General features: G+C 70.3%; 11 protein-coding genes and 1 pseudogene. 4 read left to right on the plus strand and 8 right to left on the minus strand.

All coding sequences use genetic code 11. The features are described 5' to 3' along the window. Positions 1-95: 95 nt before the first annotated feature. Positions 96-1,922, minus strand: a complete 1,827-nt coding sequence (locus ACZ44S_RS29120; protein ID WP_466934092.1) for an acyl-CoA dehydrogenase — start codon at positions 1,920-1,922, stop codon at positions 96-98. 161 nt (positions 1,923-2,083) lie between these two features. Between ACZ44S_RS29120 and ACZ44S_RS29125 the strand changes: the two genes are divergently transcribed. Together ACZ44S_RS29125 and ACZ44S_RS29130 are read left to right on the plus strand one after the other, a co-directional pair. Further along, a complete protein-coding gene (locus ACZ44S_RS29125) occupies positions 2,084-2,548 on the plus strand; it encodes an SseB family protein (protein ID WP_037938163.1) in 465 nt (154 codons plus the stop codon). A gap of 141 nt (positions 2,549-2,689) precedes the next feature. Further along, positions 2,690-3,682: a pirin family protein gene (locus tag ACZ44S_RS29130; RefSeq protein WP_466934094.1), complete on the plus strand. Its 993-nt coding sequence runs from the start codon at positions 2,690-2,692 to the stop codon at positions 3,680-3,682. A gap of 62 nt (positions 3,683-3,744) precedes the next feature. Here ACZ44S_RS29130 and ACZ44S_RS29135 read toward each other — a convergent pair whose 3' ends face one another. Then, on the minus strand, positions 3,745-5,865 hold the full coding sequence (locus ACZ44S_RS29135) for an ATP-binding SpoIIE family protein phosphatase (RefSeq protein ID WP_466934096.1): 2,121 nt from the start codon (positions 5,863-5,865) through the stop codon (positions 3,745-3,747). 156 nt (positions 5,866-6,021) lie between these two features. Here ACZ44S_RS29135 and aspS point away from each other — a divergent pair, with 156 nt between their 5' ends. Beyond that, a complete protein-coding gene (gene aspS / locus ACZ44S_RS29140) occupies positions 6,022-7,785 on the plus strand; it encodes an aspartate--tRNA ligase (RefSeq protein WP_466934098.1) in 1,764 nt (587 codons plus the stop codon). A 63-nt stretch (positions 7,786-7,848) separates the two neighbouring features. Here aspS and ACZ44S_RS29145 read toward each other — a convergent pair whose 3' ends face one another. The 5 genes and pseudogenes from ACZ44S_RS29145 to ACZ44S_RS29165 all read right to left on the minus strand — a co-directional run bounded on the left by ACZ44S_RS29145 (position 7,849) and on the right by ACZ44S_RS29165 (position 13,768). Further along, positions 7,849-9,270 carry a VCBS repeat-containing protein gene (locus tag ACZ44S_RS29145; protein ID WP_466934100.1) on the minus strand — a complete coding sequence of 474 codons (1,422 nt, stop codon included), beginning with the start codon at positions 9,268-9,270 and terminating at the stop codon, positions 7,849-7,851. 24 nt (positions 9,271-9,294) lie between these two features. Next, a complete protein-coding gene (locus tag ACZ44S_RS29150) occupies positions 9,295-9,660 on the minus strand; it encodes a PH domain-containing protein (protein WP_466934102.1) in 366 nt (121 codons plus the stop codon). Positions 9,661-9,837: 177 nt separating this feature from the next. Further along, positions 9,838-10,349 (minus strand): annotated as a pseudogene (locus ACZ44S_RS29155) (hypothetical protein); the annotation flags it as partial. A 121-nt stretch (positions 10,350-10,470) separates the two neighbouring features. Next, positions 10,471-12,186 (minus strand): methionine--tRNA ligase, encoded by a 1,716-nt coding sequence (gene metG / locus ACZ44S_RS29160; RefSeq protein WP_466934104.1) that lies wholly within the window; start codon positions 12,184-12,186, stop codon positions 10,471-10,473. 145 nt (positions 12,187-12,331) lie between these two features. Beyond that, positions 12,332-13,768 carry a VWA domain-containing protein gene (locus tag ACZ44S_RS29165; protein ID WP_466934106.1) on the minus strand — a complete coding sequence of 479 codons (1,437 nt, stop codon included), beginning with the start codon at positions 13,766-13,768 and terminating at the stop codon, positions 12,332-12,334. 277 nt (positions 13,769-14,045) lie between these two features. On the opposite strand from ACZ44S_RS29165, the gene ACZ44S_RS29170 reads away from it, so the two are divergent. Beyond that, positions 14,046-16,121: a PhoX family protein gene (locus tag ACZ44S_RS29170; protein ID WP_466934108.1), complete on the plus strand. Its 2,076-nt coding sequence runs from the start codon at positions 14,046-14,048 to the stop codon at positions 16,119-16,121. Positions 16,122-16,167: 46 nt separating this feature from the next. On the opposite strand, the gene ACZ44S_RS29175 is transcribed toward ACZ44S_RS29170, so the two are convergent. After that, positions 16,168-17,091, minus strand: coding sequence for a LysR family transcriptional regulator (locus ACZ44S_RS29175; protein WP_466934109.1), 924 nt, complete (start codon positions 17,089-17,091; stop codon positions 16,168-16,170). Positions 17,092-17,173: the final 82 nt, after the last annotated feature.

Below are 17,173 nucleotides of genomic sequence, written 5' to 3' on the forward strand. Positions count from 1 at the left end.
GGGCCCGCTTCCCTGTGCGGGAGCGGGCCCTCGTCGGGTCCGGACGGGTCTCGTGGGGTTCTGTACCGATGACGTACCGTGAGGCCCCGAAAGGGTCAGAACGCCGCCTCGTCCAGTTCCATCAGGTCCAGTTCGACGCCCTCGGCGACCTTGCGGGCCAGGGTGACGCCCGGGAGGACGTTGGCCGCGAAGAACCGGGCCGCGGCGATCTTGCCGGTGTAGAAGGCCTGGTCCTTGGCGGTGGCCGTCGCCAGCTTGTCGGCGGCGACCGCGGCGCCCTTGAGGAGCAGGTAGCCGACGATCACGTCGCCGGAGGCCATCAGCAGGCGGGTGGTGTTCAGGCCCACCTTGTAGATGTTCTTGACGTCCTGCTCGGTGGCCGCCAGGTCGGTGAGCATCAGGCCGACGATGGCCTCCAGCTCGACCGCCGCCTTGGCCAGGTGCTCGCGGGCGCCCGCCAGCTCCTCGCCGCCCTCGCCGAGCGCCAGGAACTTCTTGATGTCCTCGGCGAGCGAGTTGAGGGCCGCGCCCTGGTTGCGGACGATCTTCCGGAAGAAGAAGTCCTGGCCCTGGATCGCGGTGGTGCCCTCGTACAGGGTGTCGATCTTGGAGTCCCGGATGTACTGCTCGATCGGGTACTCCTGCAGGAAGCCGGAGCCGCCGAAGGTCTGCAGCGACTGGGCGAGCTGCTCGTAGCCCTTCTCGGAGCCGTAGCCCTTGACGATGGGCAGCAGCAGGTCGTTGAGCGCGTGCTCGGCCGACACGTCCTCGCCCGCCGCCTCCTTCACCGCGATGGTGTCCTGGACGGACGCGGTGTAGAGGACGAGGGCGCGCATGCCCTCCGCGTACGCCTTCTGCGTCATCAGCGAACGGCGCACGTCGGGGTGGTGGGTGATGGTGACCTTGGGCGCGGACTTGTCCATGAAGTTGGCCAGGTCCGGGCCCTGGACGCGCTCCTTGGCGTACTCCAGCGCGTTCAGGTAGCCGGTGGAGAGGGTGGAGATCGCCTTCGTGCCGACCATCATGCGGGCGAACTCGATGATGCGGAACATCTGGCGGATGCCGTCGTGCTTGTCGCCGATCAGCCAGCCCTTGGCGGGGTGGCGGTCGCCGAAGGTCATCTCGCAGGTGTTGGAGGCCTTCAGGCCCATCTTGTGCTCGACGTTGGTGGCGTAGACGCCGTTGCGCTCGCCCAGCTCGCCGGTCTCGAAGTCGAAGAGGTACTTCGGGACGAGGAAGAGGGACAGGCCCTTGGTGCCGGGGCCGGCGCCCTCGGGGCGGGCCAGCACGTAGTGGAAGATGTTCTCCGTCATGTCGTGCTCACCGGACGTGATGAACCGCTTCACGCCCTCGATGTGCCAGGAGCCGTCCTCCTGCTGCACGGCCTTGGTGCGGCCGGCGCCCACGTCCGAGCCGGCGTCCGGCTCGGTGAGGACCATGGTGGAGCCCCACTGCCTCTCGACGGCGATCTGCGCGATCTTCTTCTGGACCTCGTTGCCCTCGTCGTAGAGGATTCCGGCGAAGGCCGGACCGGAGGAGTACATCCACACGGCCGGGTTGGCGCCCAGGATCAGCTCGGCGTACGCCCAGATCAGCGAGGGCGGGGCGGTGGTGCCGCCGATGGCCTCGGGCAGGCCGAGACGCCAGTACTCGGAGTCCATGAAGGCCTGGAAGCTCTTCTTGAAGGACGCCGGAACCGGCGCGGTGCTGGTCTCCGGGTCGAAGACCGGGGGGTTGCGGTCGGCGTCGGTGAAGGACTCGGCCAGCTCGTTCTCCGCGAGCCGGGTCAGTTCGTCGAGGATGCTCTTCGCGGTCTCGGCGTCCATCTCCTCGAACGGGCCCGTGCCGTACAGCTTGTCGCGCCCGAGTACTTCGAAGAGGTTGAACTCGATGTCGCGGAGATTCGACTTGTAGTGCCCCATGGCGACGGCTCCGTTAGAGAGATCGGCGAGGCACTGACTCCTCGCACCTAGTTCACGTACCAACAAGTAGCTACGATGATGCTACCCGTCGGTAATAAGAAGCAACCCCGATCCGGACATCTGTGACCCAGCCCTCCCGGCGGGTCAGTAGTCTGTGCGGCATGTACGGCTACGACCAGAGCGCGGGGACGCAACAGGGTTACGTCCCGCCGCAGCAGCAGATGCCGGGCGGGTACGGGCAGCAGGCGCCGCTGTATCCCGAGCCGTCCGCACCCTCGCTCGCCGATGCCGTGCGCGCGTTCACCACCGGCCAGATGGCGGCGGAGGACTTCCAGCAGGTCTTCGCCACCTCCAAGGTCTACTGCCCGCGCGGTGACAACCCCGGATTCCTCGCCCTGCACAACACCCAGCAGCCGGTGATCCCGATGTTCACCTCGCTCAAGGAGCTGCGGCGGTACGCGGGCAAGGAGTCCAAGTACTTCGTCATCACCGGCGCCGAGGTGATCGACCTGCTGCCCACCGGCTACGGCTTCGTGCTCGACATGGAGGGCGAGCACCGGATGGTGTTCGACGCCAAGGCCGTGGAGCAGATGGTCGAGTTCGCCATGCGCCGGATGTACGGCTGAGGCCATTGCCGCGCAGACGGCTGAAGCCGCAGGTTCGCGCCCGTCCAGAGCCCGGAGGGAATTCCCTCCGGGCTTTCTCCGTTCCGGGTGGCAGGAAGTTCAATGCTCAACTAAAGTGGGTGTACCCGAGGAGGTACCGACATGCCTGCAGTGACCGTCGAGAACCCGTTGACGCTGCCCCGAGTGACCGCGACCGCCGATGCCGTGGCACGTCCCGTGCTCGCCGTCACGACCGCGCCGAGCGGATTCGAGGGCGAGGGCTTCCCGGTGCGCCGGGCGTTCGCCGGCATCAACTACCGCCATCTCGACCCGTTCATCATGATGGACCAGATGGGTGAGGTGGAGTACGCGCCCGGGGAGCCCAAAGGCACCCCCTGGCACCCCCACCGCGGCTTCGAGACCGTCACCTACATCATCGACGGGGTCTTCGACCACCAGGACTCCAACGGCGGCGGCGGCACCATCACCAACGGCGACACCCAGTGGATGACGGCGGGCGCCGGTCTGCTGCACATCGAGGCGCCGCCGGAGCACCTGGTCGTGTCCGGCGGTCTCTTCCACGGTCTCCAGCTGTGGGTGAACCTCCCCGCCAAGGACAAGATGATGGCGCCGCGCTACCAGGACATTCGCAGCGGCAGCGTCCAGCTGCTCACCTCCCCCGACGGCGGCGCGCTGCTGCGGGTCATCGCCGGTGAGCTGGACGGCCACGAGGGCCCCGGCATCACGCACACGCCGATCACGATGATCCACGCGACGCTCGCACCGGGCGCCGAGGTCACCCTGCCCTGGCGGGAGGACTTCAACGGCCTGGCGTACGTCATGGCCGGGCGCGGGTCGGTCGGCACCGAGCGCCGTCCGATCCACCTGGGCCAGACGGCGGTCTTCGGCGCCGGCTCCTCGCTGACCGTCCGCGCGGACGAGAAGCAGGACGCGCACACGCCGGACCTGGAGGTCGTCCTCCTCGGGGGGCAGCCCATCCGTGAGCCCATGGCCCACTACGGCCCGTTCGTGATGAACACCAAGGACGAGCTGATGCAGGCCTTCGAGGACTTCCAGAAGGGCCGCCTCGGCACGATCCCGGCCGTGCACGGCATGACCGAGGCCGGACCCGGAACCGGCGACGACGGCGCCTGAGCCCCTCACGGAACCGGCCGCCGGCGGAGACCACGACGTCCGCCGGCGGCCGTCCCGTTCGCTCAGCCGGTTCGCGCGCCGTCCTTCTCGTACAGCTCGAACCAGATGCTCTTGCCCTCGCCGCGCGGGTCGACGCCCCAGGTGTGAGCGAGGAGCTCGACCAGGACCAGGCCCCGGCCGGAGGAGGCCAGCTCGCCCGGCCGGCGCAGGTGCGGCAGGTCGTCGCCCGCGTCGGTGACCTCGACGCGGATCCGGCGGCCGTCTCCCCCGTCGGTGACCTCGGCGAGCAGCAGGGCGTCGGCGTCGGTGTGCACGAGGACGTTGGTGAGCATCTCCGACAGGAGGAGCACCGCCGAGTCCACCTGGTCCGTCGAGGACCAGTCGTGCAGCAGTTCGCGCAGCTGGTGCCGGGCCACGGCGACCCGCTCGGGCTCGGCCTGGGCCACGGTCAGCATCGTGCGGCGCACGGCCGGCCGTACCGTGTCCGATTCCGCGCCGCAGCCGCAGCCCTCGCCCTGCCGCGACAGCAGCAGGACGGCGATGTCGTCCTCGCGCCGGTCGGCCAGCGGGCCGGTGGTGTGGTGCGAGGAGGGGCCGTGCACCGCCTGGACCAGGGCGTCGGCCAGCTCCTCCTGGTTCCCCTTGTGCTCCTCGAGGATGGTGCGCAGCCGTCGCCAGCCGGTGTCCAGGTCGTGGCCGCCGGTCTCGATCAGCCCGTCCGTGCAGATCATCATGGTCTCGCCGGACTCCAGCACGATCCGCGTGATGGGGTAGTCGGCGTCCGGGTCGATGCCGAGCGGCAGCCCGCCCGCCGTCGGCCGGGTCAGCACCGTCGCGTCGGCCATGCGGATCACCGGGTCCGGGTGCCCGGCGCGGGCGATCTCCAGCACGCCGCTCACCGGGTCGACCTCGGCGTACAGACAGGTCGCGAAGCGCAGTTCGGGGTCCGCCTCGCCGATGCCGTGCAGGAAGCGGGAGGCGCGGGCGAGCACGGCGTCGGGCCGGTGGCCTTCCGAGGCGTACGCCCGCAGGGCTATCCGCAGCTGGCCCATCAGCCCGGCGGCCCGTACGTCGTGGCCCTGGACGTCGCCGATGACCATCGCGAACCGCCCGCTCGGCAGCGGGATGACGTCGTACCAGTCGCCGCCGACCTGGAGGCCCCCGCCGGTGGGGACGTACCGGGCGGCGACGCTCATGCCCGGGATGCCCTGGCCGAGCTTCGGCATCATCGAGCGCTGCAGGCCGTCGGTCAGCGCCCGCTCGCTCTCGGCCGTGCCGGCGCGGGTCAGTGCCTGGGCCAGCATCCGGGCCACCGTGGTCAGCACCGAACGCTCGTCCGGGGTGAACGCGACCGGGTAGGCGAAGGCCGCCAGCCAGGCTCCCATCGTGCGGCCGGACGCGGTCAGCGGCAGGAACGCCCAGGACTGGCGGCCGAAGCGCTGGGCGAGCGGCCAGGTGAGGGGGTAGCGGCTCTTGTACTCCTCCGGGGAGGAGAGATAGACCGCGCGGCCCGTGCGCACCACCTCGGCGGCCGGGTAGTCCGTGTCCAGCGGCATGTAGGTGAACGGGTTGTCGGCGCCGGGCTCGTGCCCGTGGTGGCCGATGATCGTGAGCCGGTCACCCTCCACGCCGAACACGGCCAGTCCGTCCGGTGAGAAACCGGGCATCGACAGGTTGGCCGCGACCCGCAGCACTTCCTCGGTCGACCGTGCCTCCGCCAGCGCGCGTCCCGCGTCCAGCAGGAACGCCTCCCGTGAGCGCCGCCAGTCGCCGGTGACCGCCCTGCGCCCGGCGGGCGTGCCCGGCATCGGATCGGTGACCTCCTGGAGGGAGCCGGTCAGGACGTATCCCTTGCGGGTGCGGTCGTAGGAGGGCTTGGAGCGGCTGCGCACGATCCGGACGACCCGCTGCTGGTCGTCCATGATCCGGATGCGTACCTCGGCGAGGGTGCCCTCGGCGACGGCGAGCTGGACCACTCCCTTGATCTCGTTCCAGTCGACGGGGTGCAGCCGGGCCCGGACCTGCGCTTCGGTGAGGGTGGCCTGCCGGGAGGGCAGCCCCAGCAGCCGCGCTGCCACGGTGTCGACCGTGACCAGCCCGGCGGCGGTGTCCCAGTGCCACAGTCCGGTGTCGAGGGCGGCGAGGACGTCCCCCAGGGCGGGCAGGGGCTCACCAGTGCGCATTGCACCACTTTATGAAGAGGGTGTCGAAAAGTTCCACCGAAGGCCGGAGCCCGCCCGACGGGTAAGGGCGGATAAGCGGCCCCGGGTCGGCCGGTAGGCTTGGGGGAGTTTCACGTGAAACAAAGACCCCGATCCGCGAAGGCTGGATGAACGACGATGCATCGGTACAGGTCCCACACCTGCGGCGAGCTCCGCGCCTCTGACGTCGGCACCGACGTCCGGCTGAGTGGCTGGCTGCACAATCGGCGCGACCTGGGCGGCATCCTCTTCATCGACCTGCGCGATCACTACGGCATCACGCAGCTCGTGGCGCGTCCCGGCACCGAGGCGTACGAGGCGCTGGACAAGCTGTCCAAGGAGACCGTGGTCCGCGTCGACGGCAAGGTCGTCTCCCGCGGCACGGAGAACATCAACCCCGAGCTGCCGACCGGTGAGGTCGAGGTCGAGGTCGGCACCGTCGAGGTGCTCGGCGCGGCCGCCCCGCTCCCCTTCACCATCAACGCCGAGGACGGCGTCAACGAGGAGCGGCGTCTGGAGTACCGCTTCCTGGACCTGCGCCGCGAGCGCATGCACCGCAACATCCTGCTGCGCACGTCGGTCATCTCGGCGATCCGCCAGAAGATGACGGCGCTGGGCTTCAACGAGATGGCGACGCCGATCCTGAGCGCCACCTCTCCCGAGGGCGCCCGTGACTTCGTGGTCCCGTCCCGTCTGAACCCCGGGAAGTTCTACGCGCTGCCGCAGGCGCCGCAGCAGTTCAAGCAGCTGCTGATGATCTCCGGCTTCGACCGCTACTTCCAGATCGCGCCCTGCTTCCGCGACGAGGACGCCCGCGCGGACCGCTCGCCGGGCGAGTTCTACCAGCTCGACGTCGAGATGAGCTTCGTCGAGCAGGAGGACGTCTTCCAGCCCATCGAGCAGCTGATGACCGAGCTGTTCGAGGAGTTCGGCAACGGCCGCCATGTGACGTCGCCGTTCCCGCGCATCCCGTTCCGGGAGGCGATGCTGAAGTACGGCTCCGACAAGCCGGACCTGCGCGCCCTGCTGGAGCTCGTCGACATCACCGACATCTTCGAGGGCTCGGAGTTCAAGGCCTTCGCCGGCAAGCATGTGCGGGCCCTGCCGGTTCCGGACGTCTCCGGCCAGCCGCGCAAGTTCTTCGACCAGCTCGGTGACTACGCGGTCTCGCAGGGCGCCAAGGGCCTGGCGTGGGTGCGTGTCGGTGAGGACGGCTCGCTGAGCGGCCCGATCGCGAAGTTCCTCACCGAGGAGAACGTCGCGGAGCTCACCAAGCGGCTCTCGCTGGCCCCCGGCCACGCGGTGTTCTTCGGCGCGGGCGAGTTCGACGAGGTCTCCAAGATCATGGGCGCGGTGCGGGTCGAGGCCGCCAAGCGGGCCGGTCACTTCGAGGAGAACGTCTTCCGCTTCTGCTGGGTCGTCGACTTCCCGATGTACGAGAAGGACGAGGAGACCGGCGCGATCGACTTCTCGCACAACCCCTTCTCGATGCCGCAGGGCGGCCTGGAGGCCCTGGAGACCCAGGACCCGCTGGACATCCTCGGCTGGCAGTACGACATCGTCTGCAACGGTGTCGAGCTGTCCTCCGGCGCGATCCGGAACCACGAGCCGGAGATCATGCTCAAGGCCTTCGAGATCGCGGGCTACGAGCGCGAGACGGTCGAGGAGAAGTTCGCCGGCATGCTCCGCGCGTTCCGCTTCGGCGCCCCGCCGCACGGCGGCATCGCGCCTGGTGTCGACCGGATCGTCATGCTCCTCGCCGACGAGCCCAACATCCGCGAGACCATCGCCTTCCCGCTCAACGGCAACGCCCAGGACCTGATGATGGGCGCCCCGACCGAACTGGACGAGGCCCGCCTGAAGGAACTCCACCTCTCGGTGCGCAAGCCGCAGCCGAAGTAGCCGGACACGCGAAGAGGCCCGGGCCCCTCAGGGGGTCCGGGCCGCCGTGCATGGTGCGCGCGGTCAGAGCAGCGGCAGGTCGTCACCGCCGAGCAGCTGGTGGCCGGAGGCCGGCAGGCCGAACTGGGACGTGGTGAACATCTTGCTGCCGGTCCCGGTGGGCCCGTTCGTCCCACCGGGCAGCACCCAGGCGGCACCGGCCGAGTCGTTCTCCCCCTTCCCGGAGACGATCAGCTCCGGGTGCCCGTCGTCGTTCACGTCGCCCGCGGAGACGGTGGTACCGAAGTTGTCGCCGGGCTCGCTGCCTCCCGGGACACCGGTCGTCTCCTGGTGGCGCGTGACCGACCCCGCGCCCGGGGTTCCGCTGCGGGCGCCGGGGACGACCGTGATCATCCCCGCGCCCGCGACGGAGCCCAGGGCCTCACCGGGCGAGCCCACCACGATGTCCCCGACGCCGTCGCCGTCCAGGTCCGAGACCGTGACGGAGGCGCCGAAACGGTCGTCCTTCTCGCCGGCGCCGGGAACCCCCGGGCTGTCCTGGGAGATCACGACCGGCTCGTCATGGGTACCGATGCCCTGCGCGGAGCCGTACCAGATCAGCACCCGGCCCCCCAGTTCCCCGTCGACCCCCCGTCGCTCGGGTTCGTCGGGGTCGCCGGTGACGAGATCGCCGTACCCGTCGCCGTTGACGTCGCCGATGGCGCCGACGAGGCCGTCACCCTCGGTGAGGGCGTCGCTCGTGCTGTCGTCGGGATCGACGAAAACCATGCCGCCGGAGGGGCCGACGCGCCCGGAGAACGCGACGTGATCGGCGCGGCCGTCGCCGTTGTGATCGCCGGTGGCCAGCGACCCCAGCCACATGCCCATGCCCATGTACGCGGCGGGCTCCGCCGAGCGGGAGAACGGGCCCGGGTAGGTCAGGCTGTAGTTCCAGCCGCCGACCGTGAGCAGGCTGTTCGCAGACGACTCCTTGCCCGAGGCGGCCACGTCACGGCCGTACCGGTCGATCCAGTCCGGGCTGGGCAGCGCCCGTCCCGTCCGCAGGCCGGAGCCGCTGCCCCACAGGATGCTCACCAGGCCCTTGTCCACACCCTCGGGAAGATCCTCGTAGGGCGCGCCGACGATCAGGTCGGCATAGCCGTCGCGGTCGAGGTCGGCGGAGGCGGTGGAGGACCCGAAGGCGTCGCCGCGCTCGGGGGCGCCGGGGACACCGGGTGAGTCCTGGGTGATGAACGCCCGGGACGCGGCGGAGAGCCCGGAGGCCGAGCCGTACAGGACGATCACCGCCCCGGCGCCTTCCTTCCCGCCGACCGTGGCCGCCGGGACGCGCAGTACGGCGTCCCGATAGCCGTCGCCGTTGAAGTCGGCGGGTACGGTCTCCCCGGCCGCGTGGGCCGGTGCGACCAGTACCGTGCTGCCGAGCAGCGCGGCGACCAAGACGGCGGCGGTTCTCCAACGGCCCCTGTGCGAGACGCGCTCCACCATGTACCCCCTCCGTGAAAGCGGCGCCTAGCGCGCCACGAACTGCGTCAGTATCGCCTGGACTTCGTAGATGTCGACTCCCTTGGTGAAGGTCTTCTGGATGGGGGCCGGGGAACCCGAGAGCCAGATCTTCAGCTCGGCGTCGAGGTCGAAGGTGCCGGCCGTCTCCACCGCGAAGTGCGTGATGCTGCGGTACGGGATCGAGTGGTACTCGGTCTTCTTGCCGGTGATGCCCTGCTTGTCGACCAGGATCAGCCGGCGGTCCGTGAACAGGATGGTGTCGCGGATCAGCAGGAACGCCGCGTGCACCTGCTCGCCGTGGCCGAGCAGCCGGGCGTAGTCCTGCTGGGCCTTGGCCGGGTCGACGGTGTGCGCGTTGCCGAAAAGTGCCATGGAACGAATCCCCCCACGTGAGTGGCGGCGGCCGGACATCGGCCGCCTTCACATGATCTTCGCAAGGAGAGGGGCCCGGGAGAAGATCCGGGCCTCTCCCGGGCCCCTGCTGTAGCGATCGCGTTACGCGGCGGACGCCTCCTCAAGACACGGGACGATCGCGAACGGCACCCTGCTCTACTCGTCTTCGAAGATCTCTTCGGCCGTCGGGGCCGTGACGGCCCGCCGGTGCCAGTGGCGCAGGATCTCGGGGTCGTCGCAGCCGGTGACGCGTACCCGGACGGCTTCGGGGATGTCGATGCCGCGTACTTCCAGGATGTCGAGGACATCCTCGGCGGCGCGCTGAGCTCGGCCCTCGGCGCGGCCCTCGGCGCGGCCTTCGTTGCGGATTTCCTCGGAGAGGTCGGACTTGTAAAAGGAGAGGTCCACGGCCACCAGTTTCCTCCACAGTTGTGCTGCCGGGTGCTTGCCCAGGCCTTGTGCGACGAGTTCGATGATCGGGCCGGCGATGTCCTGCGGCGTGTCCCGGCCGGGTTGGTGAGCACCGGCATGTTGTGCGGTCCCGCGACCAGCGGCCGCAGGGTCAGCAACGGCCACTGACGGGGGCCGAAGCTGACTTCGCGTGCGGCCCATTCCGCCGTGGCACGGTCCTGGCAGACGACCAGCAGCAGCGGCTGGAGCCGGTACTGGCGCACTTCGTGAGCTACGCCTCGGAACGCTGATCCGCAACGCACATGTGACGCGGAGAGGCCCGGAAGCATCGTGCTTCCGGGCCTTTCGTTCGTGGGGTGGTGACGGTGGTTCGGGCGGTTACTGGTCCGAGCCGCCGAAGCGCTCCTTGTAGGTCTCCAGGTCATCCTCGGTGATCTTCGCGAAGAGAACCGGGGGGACCGTGAACGGTGTACCGGCCGGGACGGTGGTGAGGGCACGGGCCTCGTCCGGGGTCACCCACGTCGCGGTGTCGTCCTTCAGGGCGAAGGCCGACCGCATCGCCTCGGCGGAGGCCGGGATGAAGGGCTCGGAGACCACCGCGTAGAGGTGGATGAGGTTCATCGCCGTGCGGAGCGTGAGGGCCGCGCCGTCCTTGTCCGTCTTGATCTCCAGCCAGGGCGCCTTCTCCTCCAGATAGGAGTTGCCGGCCGACCACAGGGCGCGCAGCGCCGCCGCCGCCTTGCGGAACTGGATGGCCTCCATGTGCTCCTCGTACTCGGCGAGGAGCCGGGCGATCTCCGCCCCGAGCTTCGACTCCGCCTCGCCGGGCTGGGCCCCGGCCGGGACCTCGTCGCCGAAGCGCTTGCGGGAGAAGGACAGGACACGGTTGACGAAGTTGCCGAGCGTGTCCGCCAGATCCTTGTTCACGGTGGCCGTGAAGTGCTCCCACGTGAAGGACGAGTCGTCCGACTCGGGGGCGTTGGCCATCATGAAGTAGCGCCAGTAGTCGGCGGGCAGGATCTCCAGCGCGTCGTGCGTGAAGACACCGCGCCGCTGCGAGGTGGAGAACTTCCCGCCGTAGTAGTTCAGCCAGTTGAAGGCCTTGATGACGTCGACCTTCTTCCACGGCGAACGGGTGCCCAGCAGGGTCGCCGGGAACATCACGCTGTGGAAGGGGACGTTGTCCTTGCCCATGAACTGCGTGTAGTGGACGTCGGCGTCCGACTCCCACCACCAGGAACGCCAGTCGCGGTTCTCGGGGTCCTGGTCCGCCCACTCCTTCGTGGCGCCGATGTACTCGATCGGGGCGTCGAACCAGACGTAGAAGACCTTGCCCTCGGCGGCCAGGTCCGGCCAGGTGTCCGCCGGTACCGGCACGCCCCAGTCCAGGTCACGGGTGATCGCCCGGTCGTGCAGCCCTTCCGTGAGCCACTTGCGCGCGATGGAGGAGGCGAGGACGGGCCAGTTGTCGGCCCGCTCGTCGACCCAGGCCTCGACCTCGCCGGCGAGGGCCGACTGGAGGAGGAAGAGGTGCTTGGTCTCGCGGACCTCGAGGTCGCTGCTGCCGCTGATCGCCGAGCGGGCGTCGATCAGGTCCGTCGGGTCCAGGACACGGGTGCAGTTCTCGCACTGGTCGCCGCGGGCCTTGTCGTAGCCGCAGTGCGGACAGGTGCCGATGATGTAGCGGTCGGGCAGGAAGCGGGCGTCGGCGTTCGAGTACACCTGGCGGATCGACCGCTCCTCGATGAACCCGTTCGCCTTCAGCTCCCGCGCGATCTCCTGCGTGATCTCGTGGTTCTGCGGCGAGGAGCTGCGCCCGAAGTAGTCGAAGGCCAGGGCGAAGCCGTCGTAGACCGCCTTCTGGGCTTCGTGTGCCTGGGCGCAGAACTCGTCGACCGGGATGCCCTGTTCCTTGGCGGCCAGCTCGGCAGGTGTGCCGTGCTCGTCGGTCGCGCAGATGTAGAGGACCTCGTGACCGCGCTGACGCAGATAGCGGGAGTGGACGTCCGCCGGGAGCATCGACCCCACCATGTTGCCCAGGTGCTTGATCCCGTTGATGTACGGAAGGGCGCTGGTGATGAGGTGTCGAGCCATCGCGGGCTGCTCCCGGGTCGGTACGTGGTGACGATCGGCGGCTGTCGGGTCGTCTACGAACCTTGAAATCCTAGCTGAAACGCGGGGGCCGCCCGCTTCCCGTTTTGCGTGCTGGGAAGGGGCGGCCCTGGGCGACGGCCTTGCGCTACGGGCGCCAGGAGGCCAGGACGCCCTCGTAGAGCTCCTTGTCGGTGAGCTCGCGGGGGGTGGGGCCCGCGTGGAAGAAGGAGGCGTTCTCCGTCTTCAGCTTGCGGAGGTAGTCGAAGGCCTTGTTGTCGTGCTCCCCGAAGGCGACGAAGGAGAAGAACACGGTGGGGTGGTTCTTCGCCGCGTCGGTGAGGGCCTGGGTGGCCGGGGTCTTGGCGTCGGGGGCACCGTCCGTCTGGAAGACCACCAGGGCGGGGGTGCCGGCCGGCTCCTTGGCGTGCTGCGCGAGGACCGCCTCGACGGCGGCGTGGTAGCTGGTACGGCCCATGCGGCCGAGGCCGGCGTGCAGCTCGTCGATCTTGTTCTCGTGGTCCGTGAGGGTCAGCTCGCCGGTGCCGTCGAGTTCGGTGGAGAAGAACGTGACGTGGAGGGTGGCCTCGGTGTCGACGTGGGCGGCGAGGGCGAGGGTCTGCTCGGCGAGGGCCTGGGCGGAGCCGTCCTTGTAGTACGGGCGCATGCTCGCGGAGCGGTCGAGGACGAGGTAGACCTTGGCGCGGGTGCCGGTGAGGTCGTGCTTCTTGAGGGTGGCGCCGGCGGCTTTGTAGGCGGTGGTGAGGGTGGTGTCGCGGAGCTTGGTGGCGGGGGTGGCGGGTTTCGCTGCGGTGGGCTGGGCGGGGGGTTCCGCCTCGGCTTCGGCTTCGGCGGGGGGTTCGGTCCCGCCCGCGCCGGTGCCGGCGGCCGCGGTGGGTTCGGGGGCTGTCGGTTCGGCCTCGCCTTCGGCTTCGGCCGGGTTTTCGTTCCCACCCGCACCGCCCGTACCGCTTTCGTTGTCGGGTGCGGGTGGCCCCTGTGGGGTCTCCTCGCCGTCGGCGGCCGCGGGCGCGTCCTCGGTGGTCTCTGCTTCGGCCTTCGGCTCCGGGGCGGTCTCTGCGGCGGGCTTCGGCTCGGGCTCCGGCTCGGGCTCGGGCTGCGGGGCGGCCTCTGCGGCGGGCTTCGGCTCGGGGGCGGGCTGCGGGGCGGCCTCTGCGGCGGGCTTCGGCTCGGGGGCGGGGGCGGGTGCTGCCTTGGCCTTGGGCTCAGGCTCTGCCTGCACCTTCGGTTCGGGTTCTGCCTCGGTCCGGGACGCGGGGGACGGGGTGTCCTCCGAGCGGGTGGGACCGGGGACCGCGATGTTGTCGAACGCGGCGCTGACGAGGTCGTGCTCGTCGCGGGGTTCCGGGACCGAAGGCGTGGCCTGTGCCGGGTTCGGTTCCGGGGAGGGGGACGGAATCGTCGGGGACGCCGGTGTGCTCGCGGCGGGTTCCGGGGCCGGTTCGGGCGATGTCGGAGCGGCCGTTTCCGTCGCTTCGGCGGCCGGTGCCGCACCCTCCGCTTCGGCGGTCCTCGCTTTGCGTGACCGTCCGAACGCGTTCCGCAGGAGAGTGAGAATGCCCATGTGCGCAACCCTTCGCGTGAGTTGATGCCCGTCAATCCCTGGCCAGGACGGACACGTAAGGTTAGCGGCCCGCAAGGGCGATCTTGGGCAGGGTTGGGTTTGCGGAATCGTATATGTCAAGAGCGCGATCCGGTCCCCTGGGTCCGCCCTGCGACCGTCCGGCGCGCCTTCCGTAACGCTGCCGCAGGTTCACCCCCCGTTCATCAGGGCGCCCGGCTACCGCACATTTGTGCTCCTACGGTCTCGCTGACACCACGGGCACCCAAGGAGAGAACACGTGCGAAAGCTGCTGCCGTTGATCGGAACGCCGTCCGGTTCCCACCCCGGCGGCCGGTCCGCCATGACCTGTCGTTTCCGGTGTGGTGACGCCTGTTTCCACGAGGTGCCCAACACCAGCTCCAACGAGTACGTCGGTGACGTCATCGCCGGCGCCCTCAGCCGCCGGTCCATGATGCGCGCCGCCGCGGTCGTCACCGTCGCCGCGGCGGGCGCCGGGGCGGCCGGTGTCGCGGCCGCCCCCGAGGCGCAGGCGGCGCCCGCCGCCGGCCGTCACGGCCACCACCACACACCCAAGGGCGCCCGCGGTCTGCGGTTCACGCCCGTCGCGCCGAACACGAACGACGCCGTCACCGTGCCGGAGGGCTACCGGCAGAACGTCGTCATCCGCTGGGGCGAGCCCATCCTGCGCGGTGCTCCCGCCTTCGACCCGGAGCGGCAGAGCGCCAAGGCGCAGGCCGGACAGTTCGGGTACAACTGTGACTTCCTCGCCCTGCTGCCGCTGCGCGGCGAGCGCGACCGGCAGGTGCTCGTCGCCAACCACGAGTACACCGACGAGGTCCTGATGTTCCGGGACTACGACCCGGAGAACCCGACCCGCGAGCAGGTGGAGATCGCCTGGGCCGCGCACGGGCTCGCCGTGGTCGCCGTGGAGGAGGAGCGGCGGAGCGGGAAGCTGACGCCCGTCGTCCGGCACCACCTCAACCGGCGGCTCACCGCCACCACCGAGTTCCGGCTCACCGGCCCCGCCGCCGGGTCCGACCTGGTGAAGACCTCCGCCGACCCGACCGGCACCAAGGTGCTCGGCACCCTCAACAACTGCGCGGGCGGCACCACGCCCTGGGGCACCACCCTGCACGGCGAGGAGAACTTCAACCAGTACTTCGCCCACGGCAGCAGCGCGACCGACAAGCGGTACGGCATCGGCACCGGAACCACCGAGCGCAAGTGGGAGAGGTTCGACAAGCGCTTCGACCTCGCCCAGGAGCCGAACGAGGCGCACCGCTTCGGCTACGTCGTCGAGCTCGACCCGTACGACCCCGACTCCACCCCGCGCAAGCACACCGCGCTGGGCCGGTTCAAGCACGAGGGGGCGACCGTGCGGCTGACGCACGACGGGCGTCCGGTCGTCTACTCCGGCGACGACGAGCGGTTCGACTACTTCTACAAGTTCGTCGGCAGCAAGCGGATGCGGCACGGGAACAGCCGCTGGGCGCGGGAGCACAACCTCTCGCTGCTCGACGAGGGCACGCTGTACGTCGCCAAGCTGACCGGTGACTCGCCCGCCCACGAGATCGACGGCACGGGCAGGCTGCCCGAGGACGGCGAGTTCGACGGCAGCGGACGCTGGATCCCGCTGGCCACCGCCACCGCCGACGGCGCCGTCTCGCACGTCGAGGGCATGACCGCCGAGGAGGTCTTCGTCTTCACGCGCCTCGCCGGCGACAAGGTGGGCGCCACCAAGATGGACCGGCCCGAGGACATCGAGCCCAACCCGGTCACCGGCAAGGTGTACGTCGCCCTCACCAACAACTCCCGGCGCGGGGTCGACGCCAATCCCAAGGCCGACGAGGCCAACCCGCGCAACGCCAACAAGCACGGCCACGTCCTGGAGCTGACCGAGCGCTGGAACCGGCCGGACAGCACCACCTTCGCCTGGTCGCTGTTCCTGGTCGCGGGTGACCCGGAGGACCCGGCGACGTACTTCGCCGGGTTCCCGAAGGACTCCGTCAGTCCGATCTCCTGCCCGGACAACGTCGCCTTCGACGACCACGGCAACCTGTGGATCTCCACCGACGGCAGCGCCCTCGGCTCCCACGACGGCCTCTTCGGCGTCGCCACGCGCGGCGACCGGCGCGGTGAGCTGAAGCAGTTCCTCACCGTGCCGAACGGCGCGGAGACCTGCGGCCCGGTCATCCAGGACCGGCGGGTCCTGGTCGCCGTGCAGCACCCGGGCGAGGTCGACGGGGCGACCGTCGACAGCCCGGCGAGCACCTGGCCCGACGGGCCCGGCAGCTACGTCCGGCCCGCCGTGGTCGCGGTGTGGCGCGCGGACGGGCGGGACATCGGCGTCTGACGCCGGTCCGACACGGTCCGGTGCCGGGAGCGGCCGGTGGGCTCCGTCAGGGGCCGGGCACCAGCTCCTCCAGCCACTCCCGGTACGCCGGTGCCTGGCGCGCCACCTCCCGATAGGCGTCGGCCAGGTCGGGATAGACGCCCTCCAGCTCCGTGTCCGTGCGGGCCGCCAGCAGCAGCCGTACGCCGAGCGGATCGCCGTACAGCCGGCGGACCGCCGTCTCTGGGCGGGAGGGCGAGGTCGGCTGGCACACGGTGACGACCTCGCCGGTGGCGACCAGGGACGCGGCGGTGTGGTAGTCGCCGTGCAGCACGCGCGGGCTGATCCCCGCGGCGCGCAGCATCCGGCGTACGGCGTCCCACTCGCCGTCGACCGTCGGGTCGATCATCCAGCGGTCGCCGGCCAGGTCGGACAGGCGGACGACCGGGTGCGCGGCGGCCGGATGGTCGGCCGGCAGGGAGACGAACTGCGGCTCGCGCTCGATGAGCACCCGGGTGCGCAGGCCCTCCGGGATGCGCAGCGGGCAGCCCTCCACCTCGTGCACGAACGCGACGTCGAGCTGTCCGTCGGCGACCATGCGCAGCAGGGCGTTGGGGGAGACGTCCATGTGGAGGGTGGGTTCCTGCCAGTGCCGGCGCAGTCGTCGCAGCCAGCCGGCCAGCGCCCGGCTCGCGGTGGAGCCGATGCGCAGCTGGCGGCCGCCGACGGCGGCGGCGCGGGCCTCGGTGACCAGGGAGCGCAGCTCGGTGACGAGCGGGCGGGCGCGGCTGAGCACCAGCCGGCCCAGTGGGGTGGGACGGCATCCGGTGCGCGCGCGCACGAACAGGGCACCGCCCAGCTCCTGTTCGATGCGCCGCAACTGCGTGCTCAACGAGGGCTGGGCCACGCCGAGTTGGCGTGCGGCGCGGTGGAGACTGCCGGTGTCGGCAATCGCGCACAGCGCCCTGAGGTGCCTGACCTCGAGCTCCATGCCCTGGGAGGGTAAGCCGGAAGTTCAGGTTTCACCAGACATACAAATCCCGACCGTTCAGGCGGAGTCGGGCGGGCGCGAC

This window comes from Streptomyces malachitofuscus (assembly GCF_055571035.1).

Excerpts from the sequence above, each read along its gene's own strand:
- ACZ44S_RS29130 (WP_466934094.1), top strand. The coding sequence starts at position 2,690 with ATGCCTGCAGTGACCGTCGAGAACCCGTTGACGCTGCCCCGAGTGACC.
- ACZ44S_RS29145 (WP_466934100.1), bottom strand. The coding sequence starts at position 9,270 with ATGGTGGAGCGCGTCTCGCACAGGGGCCGTTGGAGAACCGCCGCCGTC.
- aspS (WP_466934098.1), top strand. The coding sequence starts at position 6,022 with ATGCATCGGTACAGGTCCCACACCTGCGGCGAGCTCCGCGCCTCTGAC.
- ACZ44S_RS29135 (WP_466934096.1), bottom strand. The coding sequence starts at position 5,865 with ATGCGCACTGGTGAGCCCCTGCCCGCCCTGGGGGACGTCCTCGCCGCC.
- metG (WP_466934104.1), bottom strand. The coding sequence starts at position 12,186 with ATGGCTCGACACCTCATCACCAGCGCCCTTCCGTACATCAACGGGATC.
- ACZ44S_RS29150 (WP_466934102.1), bottom strand. The coding sequence starts at position 9,660 with ATGGCACTTTTCGGCAACGCGCACACCGTCGACCCGGCCAAGGCCCAG.
- ACZ44S_RS29175 (WP_466934109.1), bottom strand. The coding sequence starts at position 17,091 with ATGGAGCTCGAGGTCAGGCACCTCAGGGCGCTGTGCGCGATTGCCGAC.
- ACZ44S_RS29125 (WP_037938163.1), top strand. The coding sequence starts at position 2,084 with ATGTACGGCTACGACCAGAGCGCGGGGACGCAACAGGGTTACGTCCCG.
- ACZ44S_RS29120 (WP_466934092.1), bottom strand. The coding sequence starts at position 1,922 with ATGGGGCACTACAAGTCGAATCTCCGCGACATCGAGTTCAACCTCTTC.
- ACZ44S_RS29165 (WP_466934106.1), bottom strand. The coding sequence starts at position 13,768 with ATGGGCATTCTCACTCTCCTGCGGAACGCGTTCGGACGGTCACGCAAA.